This is a genomic window from Micromonospora sp. NPDC049230 (genome assembly GCF_040647875.1).
Taxonomy (GTDB): Bacteria; Actinomycetota; Actinomycetes; order Mycobacteriales; family Micromonosporaceae; genus Micromonospora.
Genome location: NZ_JBEZCZ010000018.1, coordinates 63778 through 79429, shown reverse-complemented (window position 1 = coordinate 79429; position 15652 = coordinate 63778). Strand labels below are relative to the sequence as shown.

The window sequence follows — 15652 nt, the reverse complement described above, 5'->3', positions numbered from 1 at the left end:
CCGCCCTGCTCAGTGTGGTCAATCAACGGGCCCCGTGACCGGTGCCCGGGTCAGGCTAGTCCAGGGTCAGCAGGCCCTGTTCGGACACCACGCGCACCGACAACGTCTTGTAACCGACCTCGTCGAAGAGAACCGTCATCTTGTCGTCCTCGTAGGAGAGCACCATGCCGCGCCCCCACTCCGGGTGACGCACCTGGCTGTGCACCGGGAACGGCCCGACCGCGCCCTGGTCGGCGACGCTGGTGCCGGCGTGGCAGTTGTCGCAGTGCCCGCAGACCTCGGCCATCTGCTCACCGAAGTAGGCAAGCAGGGTCTGCCCCCGGCAGGCGCTGGTCTCGGCGAAGGCCCGCATCATGTCGGTGCGGGACCGGGTCACCGTCTGCTGGCGCTCCGCCTCCGCCAGCGCCGCCGTGGCGGCCTCGGTCGGGTTGGGGGAGTAGCGGGGGGCGCCGACGCGCTGCCGGGCCCGCGGCTCGGCCGCGCCGATCTGCTCCAGCAGGGAGAGATACTGGCCCAGCTTGCGCGGCCCGAGCCCGGTGGTCTCGCGCAGTTCGGTCTTGGTGGCCGGCTTGCGCCGCAGCAGCGCGGCCAGGTCGCGTAGCTCCTCGGTGTCCGGCAGGCCGCCGCTGAAGAAGCGTTGCAGGCCCACGTCCTCGGCCCGCCAGAGCAGCAGCACCCGGGCCGGTTGCCCGTCGCGCCCGGCCCGGCCGATCTCCTGGAAGTAGCTGTCCGGTGAGTCCGGCAGTGCCATGTGCACCACCCAGGCGATGTTCGGCTTGTCGATGCCCATGCCGAACGCCGAGGTCGCCACCATGATCGGGACCTCGTCGGCGAGGAACGCCTCGTGCAGCTCCGCGCGGGCTCCGGCGGGCATTCCCCCGTGGTAGAACTGCGCCGGGAAGCCCGTGTCGGTCAACCGGGTGGCCAGCTCCTCGGCGGCGCGGCGGGTCGGCACGTAGATGATTCCCGGCCGCCCCTCGTCGCGCAGCATCGTCATCAGGCGCCGCCACCGGTAGTCCTCGTCGGGGCAGTGCGCCACCTCGACGAAGAGGTTGGGCCGATCCAGCCCGGAGACGACCACCTCCGGCTCGCGCAGCCGCAGCCGGGCGATGATGTCGTCGCGTACCGGTGGGGAGGCGGTGGCGGTCAGCGCGACCACCGGCGGCCTGCCGATGCCCTCGATCAGGTGGCCGAGCGCCAGGTAGTCCGGCCGGAAGTCGTGCCCCCAGGCCGAGATGCAGTGTGCCTCGTCGATCGCCACCAGCGCCGGCTTCAGCGCGGCGACCTCGGCCATCCGTTCCGGGTTGCTCAGCTGCTCCGGCGTGATGAACAGGAACTCCGCCCGACCCTCGCGGATCTCGGTGATCGCCTGGGCCTGCTGGGTGGGCGACTCGTTCGAGCTGATCCGCACCGCCCGCAACTCCGGGCGTTGCCGCTCGTTGAGCGAGGCGATCTGGTCCTGTTGCAGGGCCAGCAGCGGGGAGATCACCACGGTCGGGCCGGGGATCAGGCTGGCCGGGATCTGGTAGATGGCCGACTTGCCGGCACCGGTGGGCAACACCACCAGGGCGTCACGTCGCTTCATCACCGCGCGCATGGCGGCCAGTTGGTTGGGCCGCAGCGCCTTCCAGCCGAAAAGACTGCGGGCCGCGCGGCGCAACGTCATCGAGTGCGTGGACAGTTTCATCGAGGGCCGGAGGTACCCGGGCCCATGACCGCCGAAACGCATCCCGGACGATCATGGGCTCGTCGATCCGCGGGTCAGCGAAGCCGGGGCAGGACCTCGCGCTGGTAGAGGTCGAACAGCCCCTGGTAGTGCGGGCCGGTGTTGGCGACGTAGACCTCGTCGAAGCCGGCCTTGGCGTACTTGTCGATCATCTCCAGGTGGGCGTCGGCGCTGTTGCCGCAGACGAACGCCTTCTTCACCATCTCCGGCTCGACCAGCTCGGCGGCCTGCTCGAAGTGGCGCGGTGAGGGGAGCACCTGGGACAGCTCGCCCGGCACCCCGGCGTTGGGCCAACGCTCGTACGCGATGCGCATGCCCTCGTCCTCGCTGTCGGCGTACGCCGCCTTGAACCCGGCCTGGCACGGCTTGTCGCCGCCGCCGTTCTCGCGGAAGCGCCGGACCATGTCGCCGTCGGGCATGGTGCTCACGTAGCCGTCGCCGATCCGGGCGGCCAGGTCGATGGCCTTCGGGCCGAAGCCGGAGACGTAGATCGACGGGGGCGTGTCGGGCAGCGTGTAGATCCGGGCGTTCTCCACTGTGTAGTGCTTGCCACGGTGGTTGACGAAGCCGCCGCCCCACAGCTCGCGCAGCACCTCGACGGCCTCCTCCAGCATCTCCAGCCGGACGTCGGCCTGCGGCCAGGCATCGCCGAAGATGTGCTCGTTGAGGGCCTCGCCGGTGCCGACGCCGAGCACGAAACGCCCGCCGTGCAGCACCGCGCTGGTGGCCGCCGCCTGGGCGATCACGGCCGGGTGGATCCGCACTGTCGGGCAGGTCACCGCCGTGGTCACCGGCAGCGAACAGACCTGGCTGAGCGCGCCGATCATCGACCAGACGAAGGGGCTCTGCCCCTGTGCGTCCACCCAGGGGTGGTAGTGGTCGGAGATCCACAGCGCCTCGAAGCCGGCCCGTTCGGCACCACGTGCCTGCTCCAGCAGCTCGGCCGGCGTGTACTCCTCACTGGACAGAAAATATCCGATCTTCATGGCTTTCCCTTCGGCGCGTGGACCTGCTGATGGGAAAGCCGTACCCCGGTCGGGGTCGGTCACACCCGGCTGGAAGAGCCGAAAGCGCTCAGCGTCGACCGAACATCGCCCGGATCGCGGCGAGCAGCAGCAGGGCGCCGACCACCAGGCCGAGCAGGCGTACGCCGGGGATGTCGGCCGGGCTCGTCGCGTCGGCCAGCAGTGCGGGGTCCATCCCCGCACTCTCCCGCCGAAGCGGGCCGTCGGGCAACTGTAAGGTTTATTGACTATTGAATCGCTCAATGTGACCATGGCATGACCGCCTGCCGGTGGCGGTGCGCCGAGGGCGCGCGAGAGATGGGGTACGGGGGCCGCATGAGCGAGCGCAACCAGCGGGTCGACGGGGGTGCACCGACGCCGGTGATCGAGGCCGAGTGCCAGGAGGGGGTGGCGTGACCACACCCACCGGGCACCTTCCGGCCCTCGCCGCCGCCGTCCTCCAGCCCGGGTTCGTCGGCACCACCCCGCCACAGTGGGTGTGCCGCTGGCTCGGTGCGGGCCTCGGCTCGGTGGTGCTCTTCGCCCGCAACGTCGTCGACCCGGAGCAGGTGGCGGCTCTCACCGCGACACTGCGCGCCGAGCGTCCGGACGTCATCGTGGCGATCGACGAGGAGGCCGGCGACGTCACCCGACTGGAGTCGGTCCAGGGCAGCTCCCGGCCCGGCAACTTCGCCCTCGGCGTGGTCGACGACCCCGAGCTGACCGAGGCCGTCGCCCGGGACCTCGGCGTCGAGCTGGCCGCGGCGGGAGTCACCCTCAACTACGCACCGGACGCCGACGTCAACTCCAACCCGGCGAACCCGGTGATCGGCGTCCGCTCGTTCGGCGCCGACCCGGCGCTTGTCGCCCGGCACACCGCCGCCTGGGTGCGCGGGCTCCAGGCCGGGGGCGTGGCGGCCTGCGCCAAGCACTTCCCCGGGCACGGCGACACCCGCGTCGACTCCCACCACGACCTGCCCCGGATCACCGCCGACCGGGACCGGCTGGAAACCTGCGAGCTGGTCCCGTTCCGGGCCGCCGTCGCGGCCGGGGTGCAGGCGGTGATGACCGGCCACCTGCTGGTGCCCGCGCTCGATCCGCGGCTGCCGGCCACGCTCAGTCAGCGCATCCTGGGTGGGCTGCTCCGCGACGAGATGGGCTTCTCGGGAGTGGTGGTGACCGACGCGGTGGAGATGCGCGCGGTCGCCGACCGGTACGGCTTCGCCGGTGCGACGGTCCGTGCCCTCGCCGCCGGCGCCGACGCGATCTGCATCGGCGGCGAACGGGCCGACGAGCAGGCGGCCCGCGGCTTGCGCGACGCCATAGTGGCCGCCGTCGTCTCTGGGGAACTACCCGAGGAACGCCTCGCCGAGGCCGCCAAGCGCGTCGGTCAACTCGCCGCCTGGACGATGGCGGCGCGCACCGCCGGATCGGCCGGAGCGCGTGGTGCCGCCGACGTCGGGCTCGTCGCCGCCCGTCGGGCCGTCCGGGTCACCGCCGCCCAGACCGCGATGGCGGCGCTGCCGTTGACCCGTCCGGCGTACGTCGTCGAGTTCGAGCCGCTGCGCAACATCGCCATCGGTGCGGAGACCCCGTGGGGCATCGGCGCACCGCTGGGCGAGCTGCTGCCCGGCACGAGCACCGTCCGCTACGCCGAACCCGACGTGCCGGCCGACCCGGGTGCCGGGGCGGGGGCCCGCCCGCTGGTCCTGGTGGTCCGGGACCTGCACCGGCACGACTGGATGCGCGCCGCCGTGCGACGGGCTCTGGCCGCCCGACCGGACGCGGTGGTGGTCGAGTTGGGCGTGCCCGAGGTGGTCACCGGCGCGGTGCACCTGGCCACCCACGGTGCCACCCGGGCCAGTGGTTGGGCCGCCGCCGAGGTGCTGACCGGCGCCCGCTGACCGGCCGGCCCTACCCGAGGTCGGCGACCAGGTCGGCGTACTCGGGATGCTTGTCGATGAACGCGGCCATGAACGGGCACTGTGGCACCACAGTCGCGCCCCGGGCCCGGACCTCGTCCAGGGTGCCCCGGATCAACGCCCCGCCCACCCCCTTGCCCTGAAAGCCCCGGTCCACCTCCGTGTGCGTGAAGACCAGGACCTCCCCCCGCATCAGGTACGCGGTGAAGCCGGCCAGCGCGTCGTCCACCAGGATCTCGAAGCGGTGCTTCGCCGGGTTGTCCTCGACCAGGGTGCTCATCCGGCCATTCTCCCCGCCCCGTCGGCCAGCGCGTCCAGTTCGCCGAGCAACCGGTCCACCTCGTCGGCGGTGTTGTAGTGGTAGATGCTGGCCCGCACCGCGCCGCCGCTGTCGCGCAGACCCATCACCTGGAAGTACTCGTAGGCGTAGTAGTCGCCGACGGACAGGCAGAAACCGGAGGCGCCCAACGCCTCCTGGGTGGCCGCCGGCGACATCCCGGCGACCCGGAACGAGACGGTCGGGCAGCGCCGGGCCGGCGAGCCGTACACGGTGATCCCCGGCCGCTGCGCCAGCCCGGCGAGCAGCCGGTCCAGCAGTGCCTTCTCGTGCGCCTGGGCGGCGGCCAGCCCGGCCCGCAGCCGCGTACGCCGGTCGCCGACCGCGTCCGGGTCCAGCCCCGCCAGGTGGTCCACCGCGGCGGTCACGCCGGCCAGCAGCGGAAAACTCGGGGTGCCGTACTCGAACCGGTCCGGCACCGCGTCGGAGGACGGCACCAGCTTCGCCGGACGCAGCGCCGCCCAGCGGGCCGGGTCGGCCACCATCGCCGCCAGGTGCGGCCCGGACCACTTGTACGCGCTGGTGACCAGCACGTCGGCACCGAGCGCGCTCAGGTCGGTCGGCCCGTGCGGCACCGAGTGCACCCCGTCGACGCAGACCAGCGCACCGACCGCATGGGCGATCCTGGCGATCGCCGGCACGTCCGGCACGGTGCCGATGGCGTTGCTGCCGGCGGTCACCGCCACAAGTCGGGTCCGCTCGCCGACCAGGTCCGCGTACTGGGCCGCGGGCAGCTCGCCGGTCTGCCGGTCGACCTCGGCCCAGCGCACTGTCGCGCCGGCCGCCTCGGCGGCCTGCACCCACGGGCGGACGTTCGCGTCGTGGTCGAGCCGGGACACCACCACCTCGTCACCCGGGCGCCAGGTCGCGCCGAGCGTGCGGGCCAGGGTGTACGTCAGCGCTGTGGCACTCGGGCCCAACACCACCCCGGCCGGGTCGGCGCCGAGCAGGTCGGCCACCGCCGCGCGAGCCTCGGCCACCAACTCCAACGACCGGCGACCCGGAACGAAAGCGGCGCTGCGGTTGCCGACCGCCGTCCGCATGGCGTCGCTGACCGCGTCGATCACGCCCACTGCGGTCTGGGTGCCACCGGCCCCGTCGAAGTGCACGAAACCCTCGGTCAGGGCGGGGTAGGCGGCCCGGGTGCGGGCGATGTCGAAGGGCATGTCCCGGACCCTAGCCGGTGCCTCCGGGGCCCTGGCCAGCCGCCTGGTGATCACCATCGGGTGAGGGCGTCGCGGACGTCTCGTACTCTTGGCGGGGTGACGAACCGAGCCGCCACCATCTCCCTGCCCCCCGCCCGCCGCGCCGCCGGTCTGTTCGCCGGTCTGGCGCTCGGCCTCGCCGTGCTCGCCGGGTGCAGCTCGCAGGGCGCCTCCACCGACTGCGGGCTGGACGCCTGCACCGTCACCTTCGAGCGGGGTGTCGAGGCGAGCACCACCATCCTGGGCGTCGAGGCCAAGCTGGTCGGCGCCGAGGGCGACCAGGTGACAGTCGAGGTCGCCGGGGAGCAGCTCAGCCTCACCACCGGGCAGCAGGCCGCCGAGGCCGGCGGCTTCGCCGTCACCCTGGACAGCGTCACCGACCAGCAGGTCAAGATCCGCGTGGCGCGCAACCCGGGCAGCTGACCTGGGCGGGCGGTGGCGGGAAGACGTTTGGGGATCTCCAGAATCGGAGATTGTGGCGGCATGTCACTCACCCGTAGCGCCGAAGCCACCGCCTCCCGAACGGCGGACAGCCGGTGGCTGGAAGTTCTCGCCCGGGCCGGCTTCATCGGCTACGGCATCGTCCACCTCCTCTTCGCCTGGTTGGCGTTGCAGATCGCGTTCGGCACGTCGTCCGACGACGGCGACCAGTCCGGCGCGCTGCGTACCCTCTCCGAGCAGCCGCTGGGCAAGTTCCTGGTCATCGCCACCGCGGTCGGCCTGCTCGCCATGGCGATCTGGCAGGCGCTGGAGGCGGCGGTGGGGCACCGCGCCGAGCGCGGCAAGGAGCGGGTCACCGAGCGACTCGCCTCGGCCGGCCGGACCATCGTCTACCTCTACTTCGCCTGGACCGCTTTCAAGGTCTTCAAGGATGTCGGCTCGAACAGCGCCGACCAGCAGGAGGCCCTCACCGGCAAGCTGATGACCTCCAGCGGCGGTCGCTGGCTGGTCGGCCTGGCCGGGCTGGTGCTCGCCGCGATCGGTGTCGGCCTGGTCATCTACGGGGCCGTCAAGCGGTTCGAGAAGCACCTCAAGACCGGTGAGATGAGCCCGAAGACCCGCCAGCTCGCCCGCCGGCTGGGCATGGCCGGTTACATCGCCAAGGGCGTCGCGTACGGCATCGCCGGTCTGCTGGTCATCGTGGCGGCGGTGAACTACGACCCGGAGAAGGCCCGTGGTCTGGACGCCGCCCTGCACCTGCTGCGCGAGCAGTCGTACGGTGTGTTCCTGCTGACCCTTGTCGCCCTGGGCATCGCCGCCTTCGGTGTCTACTGCTTCCTCCAGTCCCGGTACCGCAAGGTCTGAGCTGGTCGATTCCAGGAACGTCGGGCACTCTTGGGCTTTTGCCCGAAGTGCCCGACGCTCTGTCGAAGGGAAGCACCGAAACCGTGCAGAGTTATCTCGAAACGGCCGTCGCCGCGTTCGTCGCGGCGGCGGTCGCCCTGTTCCTGGTCGAGATCGTCCACCGGCTGACCCGGCGGTTCGGCCGCCGATCCCAGCTGTTGACCGAGTTGACCGACCACGCGCACCGCCCGTTCCAGGTGGCCGGGACGGTCCTCGCCGTGCAGTTCGCCGTCCGGTTCAGCACCGGGTACGCGGTTGGCCAGCCCTGGCGCCGGCAGCTCCTGCACCTGCTCGTCCTCGCCGTCATCGCCACCGCCGCCTGGCTGGTCGCCGCCCTGCTGATCGTCGTCGAGGACACCGCGCTGGCCCGGTTCCGGGTCGACGTGCCCGACAACCGGCACGCCCGCCGCGTCCGGACCCAGGTGGTGATGCTGCGCCGCCTGACCATCGCGGTGATCGTCATCCTGACCGTCGGCGTGATGCTGATGACCTTCCCGAGCGTGCGGGGCATCGGTGCCGGTGTGCTGACCTCGGCCGGTGTGGTCGGTGTGGTGGCCGCGCTCGCCGCGCAGAGCCTGCTCGGCAACGTCTTCGCCGGCCTTCAGCTCGCCTTCAGCGACGCCGTCCGGCTCGACGACGTGGTCGTCGTCGAGGGGGAGTGGGGTCGGATCGAGGAGCTGACCCTCAGCTACGTCGTGGTCCAGATCTGGGACGACCGGCGGCTGATCCTGCCCACCTCGTACTTCACCAGCAAGCCGTTCCAGAACTGGACCCGGACCGAGTCGGCGGTGCTCGGCACCGCCGAGTTCGACGTGGACTGGTCGGTGCCGGTGCAGACCATGCGGGAGGAGCTGCGCCGCCTGGTCGAGGGCACCGAGCTGTGGGACGGACGGGTCTGCGTCTTGCAGGTCACCGACGCCACCGGCGGGATGGTGCGGATGCGTGCCCTGGTCAGCGCCGGCGACGCGGGCAGTCTGTGGGACCTGCGCTGCCTCGTCCGTGAGCACCTGGTGGCCTGGGTCCGGGACAACCGCCCGACGGTGATGCCCCGGATGCGTACCGAACTGGGCGACGCCAACAGCAACCTGCCCTGGCAGTGGGTGCAGCCGAGGCGGCCGGCCCGCCGCCTGTCCGACACCGAGGCACCCGACGACGCCCGCGTCTTCGGCGGCAGCGACGACGGCGACGCCCGCAGCGAAGCCTTCGTAGGCCCCGAAGAATCCCGCACCTAACAGCCCCCGCCCCCGCCCCCTGGTAACCCGCGGTGATCATGAGGTTATTGCCACCGCCATCGGCGTGTCGTGCCGCTAACTCCATGATCAACGGGGACGCGGGTGGGGGTGGGGCACTGGTGGGGGGTGGGAGGTTTGGTTGGGCTTGGGTGGGGGATGTGCTGCCGGTCATCTCTGCGTCAGCGGAGTGGTCTGTCGCCGGCTTGTCGGCGCGGCGTTCGGACAACAGGAACGGTGCGCCGCTCGCCGCGTTTTAGGATTGACGAGCGGCAACTCCGGGCATACAGCGCGGTGATAGGGAGAGGAGGACAGCATGGCTGACGTGGCGAACGCCCGCACATCCCACAACGGGAGCGAGCCCTCCACCGCCGAGTTGGTGCAGCGGGCCACCGAGCAGGTCTCCCGCCTCATTCGGGACGAACTGACGCTGGCCCGGGCGGAGTTGACCGAGAAGGGCAAGCACGCGGGCATCGGGATCGGCCTGTTCGGCGGCGGCGGCGCGCTGGCGTTCTTCGGCCTGGGCGCCCTGGTCGCCACGGCGATCCTGCTGCTCGACCTGGTGCTGCCCGCCTGGGCCGCCGCGCTGATCGTGGCGGTGGCCTGCTTCCTGGTGGCCGGCGTTCTCGCCCTGGTGGGCAAGAAGCAGGTCAGCCGGGCCGTCCCGCCGGTGCCGGCGGCCACGGTCCGCAGCCTCCGGGCCGACGTGGACACCGTCACCGCCGCGGTGAAGGACAGGGGGCGGCAATGACCGGCAACGGGACCGGCGACACGGAGGCCCTCCGCGAGGAGATCCGTCGCACCCGGGTCGAGTTGGGCGAGACGATGGAGGCGTTGGCCGCCAAGGCCGACGTCAAGGCTCGTCTGAAGGAGTCCGCCGAGCAGGCCAAGGAGCGGATGCGCGAGCAGGCGGCGCAGGCTGTCGCCCGGGTTCGCGGGCAGGCCGTGCGGGGCGTCGGGATGGCGCGGGCACAGGCCTACGAAAAGGGTGGGTTGGTGCGCGCGCAGGCGTATGACAAGGGTGAGTTGGTGCGCCGCAACCCGGTGCCGTGGGCGGCCATCGCGGCCGGTGCGGTGGCCACCGTGGTGGTGCTGATGATCGTGCGGGGGAGGCGTAGGTGAGCAAGAGCATCGGCAGGGTCGCGTACCGGCCGGTCGGCGTGTTGTTGGGTATCGCCGCGGGCGCGGTGGCGGGTGCGATCTTCCGGCAGGTCTGGAAGGTCACCGCTGGCGACGGTGAGGCGCCCAACGCGACGGACGAGGATCGCGGCTGGGGCGAGGTGCTGGCCGCCGCGGCGTTGCAGGGCGCCATCTTCGCCGTGGTCCGGGCTGCTGTGGACCGCGGTGGCGCGGTCGGCGTCCGACGGATGACCGGCAGTTGGCCAGACTGATCAGTGCGACTTCAGCCCCCTCCCCGCGCATCGATGGGAAGGGGGCTTTCGCATGACATCGGACGCCGCCCAGCGGATCTCAGGCATCCGTCAGGTCACATGTCGGAGAAATTCGTTCCAGGGGTCGTGACAGACTTTTTGCGTACGTGATTTGCTGGTCCACGCTGTTGCGAGATGGCGTGGGTTGAGAGAAGTCTCCTTCGTGGGGCCGCCTCAGACGCCGCTGCTCGAAAACGGCCAATCGGCCGCACGGCGTGCACGGCCACCAGTTGTTAGAAGGAGAAACACATGGCTCAGGGAACCGTGAAGTGGTTCAACGCTGACAAGGGCTTCGGCTTCATCACCGTCGATGGTGGGGGTGCTGACGTGTTCGTCCACTTCTCGGCCATCCAGACCAGCGGCTACCGCTCGCTGGAGGAGAACCAGCGGGTGGAGTTCGAGATTGCACAGGGTCAGAAGGGCCCGCAGGCCGAGCAGGTCCGTCCCATCTGAGTGAGACGGCCGGCCCGCCGGCCAGTGGGATGACCCGGCCAGGGTCGTTGCGAAGCCCCGCATCCCGGACGGGATGCGGGGCTTCGCTCATGGCGAGGTGGGGCCGGCCCGGCGGGGCCGGCCCGGCGCGCAGCCGCGCGGCAAGCCCGGCGCCAGTGTGGACCGGCGGGTCAGTTGCGGCGGCGTGAGCGCAGGCCGAGCCACAGCACGACCAGCCCGACAAGCGCCACGAGCGGGCCGATCACCGCCCAGATCTTCTCGTCGGTCATGACGCTGCCGCTGACGTAGCCGAGGCCCTGCACCGTCCACACCGCACCGATCACGACGGCCAGCAGGCCGAGGGTGAGCGGAAGCCAGCCCCTCATCGCGTCCCCTCTCCACCGCCCGCGCGTCGCCCTCCAGCATCGCCGGTCGGGCGACGCGACGCGAACGCCCCGGGCGCGCGAGTCACCACCGGTCGTGTACCTGCGGGCGGATCAGCTCGTCGTAGATCTCGCGTACGGCCGTCAACTGGCCGTCGGTCAGTGGCGAGAGGGCCGCCGTCGCGGCGTTGCGCCGGGCCTGGTCGGCGTCGCGGGCCCCGGGGATGACGACGGTGACGCCCGCCTGGTCCAGCACCCAGCGCAGCGCGAACTGCGCCATCGTGCGGTCCGCGTCGACAAGGGGAGCCAGTCGGCGTACGGCGGCCAGGCCCCGCTCGTAGTCGACGCCGGAGAACGTCTCCCCGACGTCGAAGGCCGCGCCGTGCCTGTTGTAGTTGCGGTGGTCGTCGGCGGGGAACTCGGTGTGCTCGTCGTAGCGGCCGGAGAGCAGGCCACTGGCCAGTGGCACCCGGGCGATGATGCCCACTCCGGCCGCGGCGGCCGCCGGCAGGACACGCTCGAGGGGCTTGTGCCGGACCGCGTTGAGGATGATCTGCACGCTGGCCACCCCCGGTCGGGCGATGGCGGTGAGGGCCTGGTCGCAGGTCTCGACGCTGACCCCGTAACCGGCGATGGCCTTCTCGACGACGAGGGTGTCCAGGCCGTCGAAGACCTCGTCGGAGGAGAACACCTCGGTGGGCGGGCAGTGCAGCTGGACCAGGTCCAGGGTGTCCATGCCGAGGTTGGCCCGGGACCGGTCGGTCCACTGTCGGAAGTTGTCCAGGGTGTACGCCTCCGGCCGCTGCTCGACGCGGCGACCCATCTTGGTGGCGACGGTCAGGCCGGCGTCCGGGCGGGACCGCAGGAAGCGGCCGATCAGCTGCTCGCTGCGACCGTCGCCGTACACGTCGGCGGTGTCGAGGAAGGTGACCCCGGAGTCCACGGCGGCGGTGAGCACCGCCATCGCGTCGTCCTCGCTGACGGTGCCCCAGTCCGCACCGAGTTGCCAGGCGCCCAGGCCGACCGCACCGACGGTCCGGCCGAGCCGGTTGAAGCTGCGCTGTTCCATGCCCCGAGCCTAGTGATCGGGTTGCCACCTTGCCAGGCGAGCCGTACGTTTACAAGACGGACGTACGGTTTGGGAGGCAGTGATGTGGGACCCGACGACCTACCTACGCTACGGCGACCAGCGATCCCGGCCGTTTCACGACCTGGTCGCCCGGATCCCGGCCGAGCGCCCCCGGGCGGTGGTCGACCTCGGCTGCGGCCCCGGCCAGCTCACCGCCACCCTCGCCGAGCGCTGGCCGACGAGCCGGGTGCGCGGCCTGGACTCCTCGCCCGAGATGATCGACCGGGCCGCCGCTCTCGGCGTACCCGTCGACTTCGCCGTCGCCGACCTGCGCGCCTGGCAACCGGCCGGCGACGAGGACGTGGTGGTCAGCAACGCCGCACTCCAGTGGGTGCCCGGGCACCAGGAGCTGTTGCGCCGCTGGGCCGCCCAGCTGCCCGCCGGGGCGTGGCTCGCCGTGCAGGTCCCTGGCAACTTCGCCGCCGAATCGCATCGCGCGCTGCGCGCGGTCGCCGGCCAGCCGACCTGGCGGGCCGACGTCGCCCCGCTGCTGCGCGCCGACCCGGTCGACGACCCGGCCGACTACGCGGCGCTGCTGACCGCCGCCGGCTGCGCGGTGGACGCCTGGGAGACTACCTACGTGCACCTGCTGCCCGCCCGCCCCGGCGCGGAACACCCGATGCTGGCCTGGATGGAGGGCACCGCGCTGCGCCCGGTCCGGGCCGCACTGGACGACGCCGGCTGGTCGGCCTTCCGGGCCGAGCTGGGGGTACGCCTCAGCGCCGCCTACCCGGTGCGGCAGGGTCAGGTGTACTTCCCGTTCCGCCGCGTCTTCGTCGTCGCCCGCACCGGCGACCGTGCAGAGGAGAACCCGTGACCGACCTGCCCGCCTTCATCGCCGGCCTGCCGAAGGTGGAGCTGCACGTGCACCACGTCGGCTCCGCCTCGCCCCGGATCGTCGCCGAGCTGGCCGCCCGCCACGAGGGACGCACCCCCGTGCCGGCCGACCCGCAGGCGCTCGCCAGCTACTTCGAGTTCCGCGACTTCGCGCACTTCGTCGAGGTGTACCTCAGCGTGGTGGACCTCATCCGCGACCCGGAGGACGTCTGGCTCCTCACCCACGAGGTGGCCCGGGAGTTGGCCCGCCAACAGGTCCGGTACGCCGAGCTGACCATCACCCCGTACTCGCACGTGCGCCGGGGCATCCCCGCGCCGGCCTTCTGCGAGGCGATCGAGGACGCCCGCAAGCGCGCCCTTGCCGACTTCGGCCTCGACCTGCGGTGGTGCTTCGACATCCCCGGCGAGGCGGGCCTGCCCGCGGCCGAGGAGACACTGCGCATCGCCCTGGAGGAGCGCCCGGAGGGGCTGGTCAGCTTCGGTCTGGGTGGCCCGGAGGTCGGCGTACCCCGGCCGCAGTTCCGGCCCTACTTCGACCAGGCCCGCGCCGCCGGGCTGCGCTCGGTGCCGCACGCGGGGGAGACCACCGGCCCGCAGACGATCTGGGACGCGCTGCGTGAGTTGGGCGCCGAGCGGATCGGGCACGGCATCTCCGCCGCCCAGGACCCGGAGCTGCTCGCCTACCTGGCCGAGCGGCAGATCGGGATGGAGATCTGCCCGACGTCCAACGTCCGAACCCGGGCGGTGGCCAACCTCGACGAGCACCCACTGCCCCGGCTGGTCGAGGCCGGGCTCCTGGTCACCATCAACTCCGACGACCCGCCGATGTTCGGCACGACCCTCAACGACGAGTACGCGGTGGCGGCCCGTCTGCTCGGGGTCGGCGCCGAAGGGCTGGCCGGGCTGGCCCGCAACGCGGTGGCCGTGTCCTTCCTCGACCCCGCCGGCAAGCAGCGGATCGTGGCCGAGATCGACGCGTACCTCACCAGCGCCGGCTGAGCCCGCCGGGCTCACCGCCGCTGGCCGGCGCGGTCGGGTCGGGGCGGCCGTGGTGCGAGGGCGGGGGAGCAGGGCGCGCGGCGGGAGTGTGGGTGTGGGGGGACCTGTGACTCCCGCCGCGCGCGCGGCTTCACCGGCCGTGGGCGCGTGTCCGCTCGGCCGGTGAAACTGGTGGGTTCGTGCTCTGATCCTGTCAGCCCGTGACCGGCCCAGCCCGATCGTTAACCGCGATCTAAGGAAGACTTGCGACGGCCCACAACCCGGTCAGTCGTCGGTGGGGCGCTGGCGCGGCCACCGACGTCCGGTGGCCTTCGTGTCCCGGGCGTCGCGGGCCATCCGGCCGACCAGACCGAAGCGGCTGACCTGCCGCGGCGTCGCCTCCGGGTCGGCGAGCAGCATCACCACGCTGGCCCCGCCCAGCCGGGCGCGGTCGATGCTCACCGACCCGTTGGCCTGCAACGCCACCCGCTTGGCGATGTCCAGGCCGAGACCTGTCGAGCCCTGGTCACTGGCGCCCCGGCGCAGCGCCCGGTCCGGGTTGGCGATGCCGGGGCCGGCGTCGTCGATCCGGATCGCCACGTAACCGTCGCGCCGGGACACGGCCACCTCGAACGCGGTGCCCTGCGGGGTGTAGCGGAAGACGTTGCCGATCACCGCGTCCAGCGCGGCGGCCAGCTCGGCCCGGGGCACCGGCGCGGGAATACGCAGTTGCGCGCCGTTGACCCGGTGCGGCCGGTTCTGGTCGCCAGCGAGGGCCGCCCAGAACACCATCCGGTCCCGGACCACCTCGCTGACGTCGCACATCGCCGGCCCGGCCTCGTGCGCCACCGACTTGCGGGTCGTCTTGATCAACACGTCGATCTCACCCTCCAGGGTGACGATCGCCTGCCGGATCCGCCGGATGCCGCGAAGCCGGTCCAGCTCCGCCGGGCTGAACGAACCCACGCTCGTGTCGTCGGACTCCAACGCCTCCGCGTCCAAGCGCAGCACCGTCAACGGGGTACGCAGACGGTGTGACAGGTCGGCCACCAACTCCCGCTCGTCGGTGCGGGCCGCGTCCAGTCGGTCGGCCATCCTGTTGAACGCGTACCCGGCCTCGGCCAGCTCGCGCGGACCGGTCGGCTCGACGCGTACGCCGAGGTCGCCGTCGCCGATGGACAGCGCGGCCTGGACCAGACCTCGGGTCGAGTCCACCGCGCGGGCGGCGACCCGGTCGACCACCAGCACCGCCGCGCCGGCCATCGCCGCGCCGACCGCGAACAGCAGCAGCCAGGTGCCGCCGGCGCCCTCGCCCAGCGTCGAGTCCGGGAGGAACACCTCGACCACTGCCGTGCGGTCACCGAGAACGACCGGGTCGAGCCGGACCACGCCCCCGTCCACGTCGACGACCAGCGACCGCCGGTCGGCACGGGCCCGGTCCAGGTCGCCGCCGCTGGCCCGACCAGCGGACTCGTCCAGCCCCAGGCCGTGGACGACGGGCCGGGTCGATGCGCCCTCTGCGCTCGCCACCACGGCCCGCTCGACCACCGCCGGGTCGGTGCTCACCGCCAACGCGCCGGTCACCAGGGCGCTGCGCCGAGCCGCCTCGGCGATCGCCTTGTCCCGGCTCTGCTCCCGCAGACTGAGCCCGAGAGGGATCAGGAACGCGAGCGCGACGAGGCTGCACATGCCGGCC

The 15652-nt window shown here is 72.2% G+C and carries 19 protein-coding genes; 11 read left to right on the top strand and 8 right to left on the bottom strand.

The features are described 5' to 3' along the window. Positions 1–55: 55 nt before the first annotated feature. The 3 genes from AB0A95_RS17415 to AB0A95_RS17405 form a co-directional block, all read right to left on the bottom strand. Entirely contained in the window at positions 56–1687 is a 1632-nt protein-coding gene (locus AB0A95_RS17415; protein WP_357556745.1) for a RecQ family ATP-dependent DNA helicase, read from the bottom strand. 74 nt (positions 1688–1761) lie between these two features. Beyond that, entirely contained in the window at positions 1762–2712 is a 951-nt protein-coding gene (locus AB0A95_RS17410) for a TIGR03557 family F420-dependent LLM class oxidoreductase (RefSeq protein ID WP_357556744.1), read from the bottom strand. 88 nt (positions 2713–2800) lie between these two features. Then, positions 2801–2926 carry a hypothetical protein gene (locus tag AB0A95_RS17405; RefSeq protein WP_255421242.1) on the bottom strand — a complete coding sequence of 42 codons (126 nt, stop codon included), beginning with the start codon at positions 2924–2926 and terminating at the stop codon, positions 2801–2803. 80 nt (positions 2927–3006) lie between these two features. Here AB0A95_RS17405 and AB0A95_RS17400 point away from each other — a divergent pair, with 80 nt between their 5' ends. Then, positions 3007–3147 (top strand): hypothetical protein, encoded by a 141-nt coding sequence (locus tag AB0A95_RS17400; RefSeq protein ID WP_357556743.1) that lies wholly within the window; start codon positions 3007–3009, stop codon positions 3145–3147. Then, positions 3144–4634, top strand: a complete 1491-nt coding sequence (locus AB0A95_RS17395) for a glycoside hydrolase family 3 N-terminal domain-containing protein (RefSeq protein ID WP_357556742.1) — start codon at positions 3144–3146, stop codon at positions 4632–4634. The genes AB0A95_RS17400 and AB0A95_RS17395 overlap by 4 nt, the downstream gene beginning before the upstream one ends. Before the next feature lie 10 nt (positions 4635–4644). On the opposite strand, the gene AB0A95_RS17390 is transcribed toward AB0A95_RS17395, so the two are convergent. Together AB0A95_RS17390 and AB0A95_RS17385 are read right to left on the bottom strand one after the other, a co-directional pair. Further along, positions 4645–4932, bottom strand: a complete 288-nt coding sequence (locus AB0A95_RS17390; protein WP_357556741.1) for a GNAT family N-acetyltransferase — start codon at positions 4930–4932, stop codon at positions 4645–4647. Then, the gene (locus AB0A95_RS17385) at positions 4929–6155 is read right to left on the bottom strand and encodes a cysteine desulfurase-like protein (RefSeq protein ID WP_357556740.1); all 1227 of its coding nucleotides are present in this window, start codon (positions 6153–6155) and stop codon (positions 4929–4931) included. The genes AB0A95_RS17390 and AB0A95_RS17385 overlap by 4 nt, the downstream gene beginning before the upstream one ends. 96 nt (positions 6156–6251) lie before the next feature. Here AB0A95_RS17385 and AB0A95_RS17380 point away from each other — a divergent pair, with 96 nt between their 5' ends. The 7 genes from AB0A95_RS17380 (at position 6252) to AB0A95_RS17350 (ending at position 10650) form a co-directional block, all read left to right on the top strand. Next, positions 6252–6617: a hypothetical protein gene (locus AB0A95_RS17380; RefSeq protein WP_357556739.1), complete on the top strand. Its 366-nt coding sequence runs from the start codon at positions 6252–6254 to the stop codon at positions 6615–6617. A gap of 60 nt (positions 6618–6677) precedes the next feature. Then, entirely contained in the window at positions 6678–7499 is an 822-nt protein-coding gene (locus AB0A95_RS17375; protein WP_357556738.1) for a DUF1206 domain-containing protein, read from the top strand. 83 nt (positions 7500–7582) lie between these two features. Then, on the top strand, positions 7583–8770 hold the full coding sequence (locus AB0A95_RS17370; protein WP_357556737.1) for a mechanosensitive ion channel family protein: 1188 nt from the start codon (positions 7583–7585) through the stop codon (positions 8768–8770). A 313-nt stretch (positions 8771–9083) separates the two neighbouring features. Further along, positions 9084–9518 (top strand): phage holin family protein, encoded by a 435-nt coding sequence (locus AB0A95_RS17365; protein ID WP_357556736.1) that lies wholly within the window; start codon positions 9084–9086, stop codon positions 9516–9518. After that, on the top strand, positions 9515–9889 hold the full coding sequence (locus AB0A95_RS17360; protein WP_357556735.1) for a DUF3618 domain-containing protein: 375 nt from the start codon (positions 9515–9517) through the stop codon (positions 9887–9889). Before AB0A95_RS17365 ends, AB0A95_RS17360 begins: the two co-directional genes overlap by 4 nt. Next, positions 9886–10158 (top strand): DUF4235 domain-containing protein, encoded by a 273-nt coding sequence (locus AB0A95_RS17355; RefSeq protein ID WP_184184286.1) that lies wholly within the window; start codon positions 9886–9888, stop codon positions 10156–10158. Before AB0A95_RS17360 ends, AB0A95_RS17355 begins: the two co-directional genes overlap by 4 nt. 288 nt (positions 10159–10446) lie before the next feature. Continuing rightward, positions 10447–10650: a cold-shock protein gene (locus AB0A95_RS17350; protein ID WP_030338233.1), complete on the top strand. Its 204-nt coding sequence runs from the start codon at positions 10447–10449 to the stop codon at positions 10648–10650. A 170-nt stretch (positions 10651–10820) separates the two neighbouring features. Here the strand turns inward: AB0A95_RS17350 and AB0A95_RS17345 are convergent, their stop codons facing one another. Beyond that, positions 10821–11015, bottom strand: a complete 195-nt coding sequence (locus AB0A95_RS17345) for a hypothetical protein (RefSeq protein WP_357556734.1) — start codon at positions 11013–11015, stop codon at positions 10821–10823. Positions 11016–11097: 82 nt separating this feature from the next. Then, complete coding sequence (locus AB0A95_RS17340) at positions 11098–12081, bottom strand: aldo/keto reductase (RefSeq protein ID WP_357556733.1); 984 nt, start codon at positions 12079–12081, stop codon at positions 11098–11100. 82 nt (positions 12082–12163) lie between these two features. Between AB0A95_RS17340 and AB0A95_RS17335 the strand changes: the two genes are divergently transcribed. Both AB0A95_RS17335 and AB0A95_RS17330 read left to right on the top strand, forming a co-directional pair. Further along, entirely contained in the window at positions 12164–12958 is a 795-nt protein-coding gene (locus AB0A95_RS17335) for a trans-aconitate 2-methyltransferase (RefSeq protein ID WP_357556732.1), read from the top strand. Beyond that, positions 12955–13977 (top strand): adenosine deaminase, encoded by a 1023-nt coding sequence (locus AB0A95_RS17330; RefSeq protein ID WP_357556731.1) that lies wholly within the window; start codon positions 12955–12957, stop codon positions 13975–13977. The genes AB0A95_RS17335 and AB0A95_RS17330 overlap by 4 nt, the downstream gene beginning before the upstream one ends. Before the next feature lie 264 nt (positions 13978–14241). On the opposite strand, the gene AB0A95_RS17325 is transcribed toward AB0A95_RS17330, so the two are convergent. After that, complete coding sequence (locus AB0A95_RS17325; RefSeq protein ID WP_357556730.1) at positions 14242–15645, bottom strand: HAMP domain-containing sensor histidine kinase; 1404 nt, start codon at positions 15643–15645, stop codon at positions 14242–14244. Between the last annotated feature and the right edge of the window lie 7 nt (positions 15646–15652).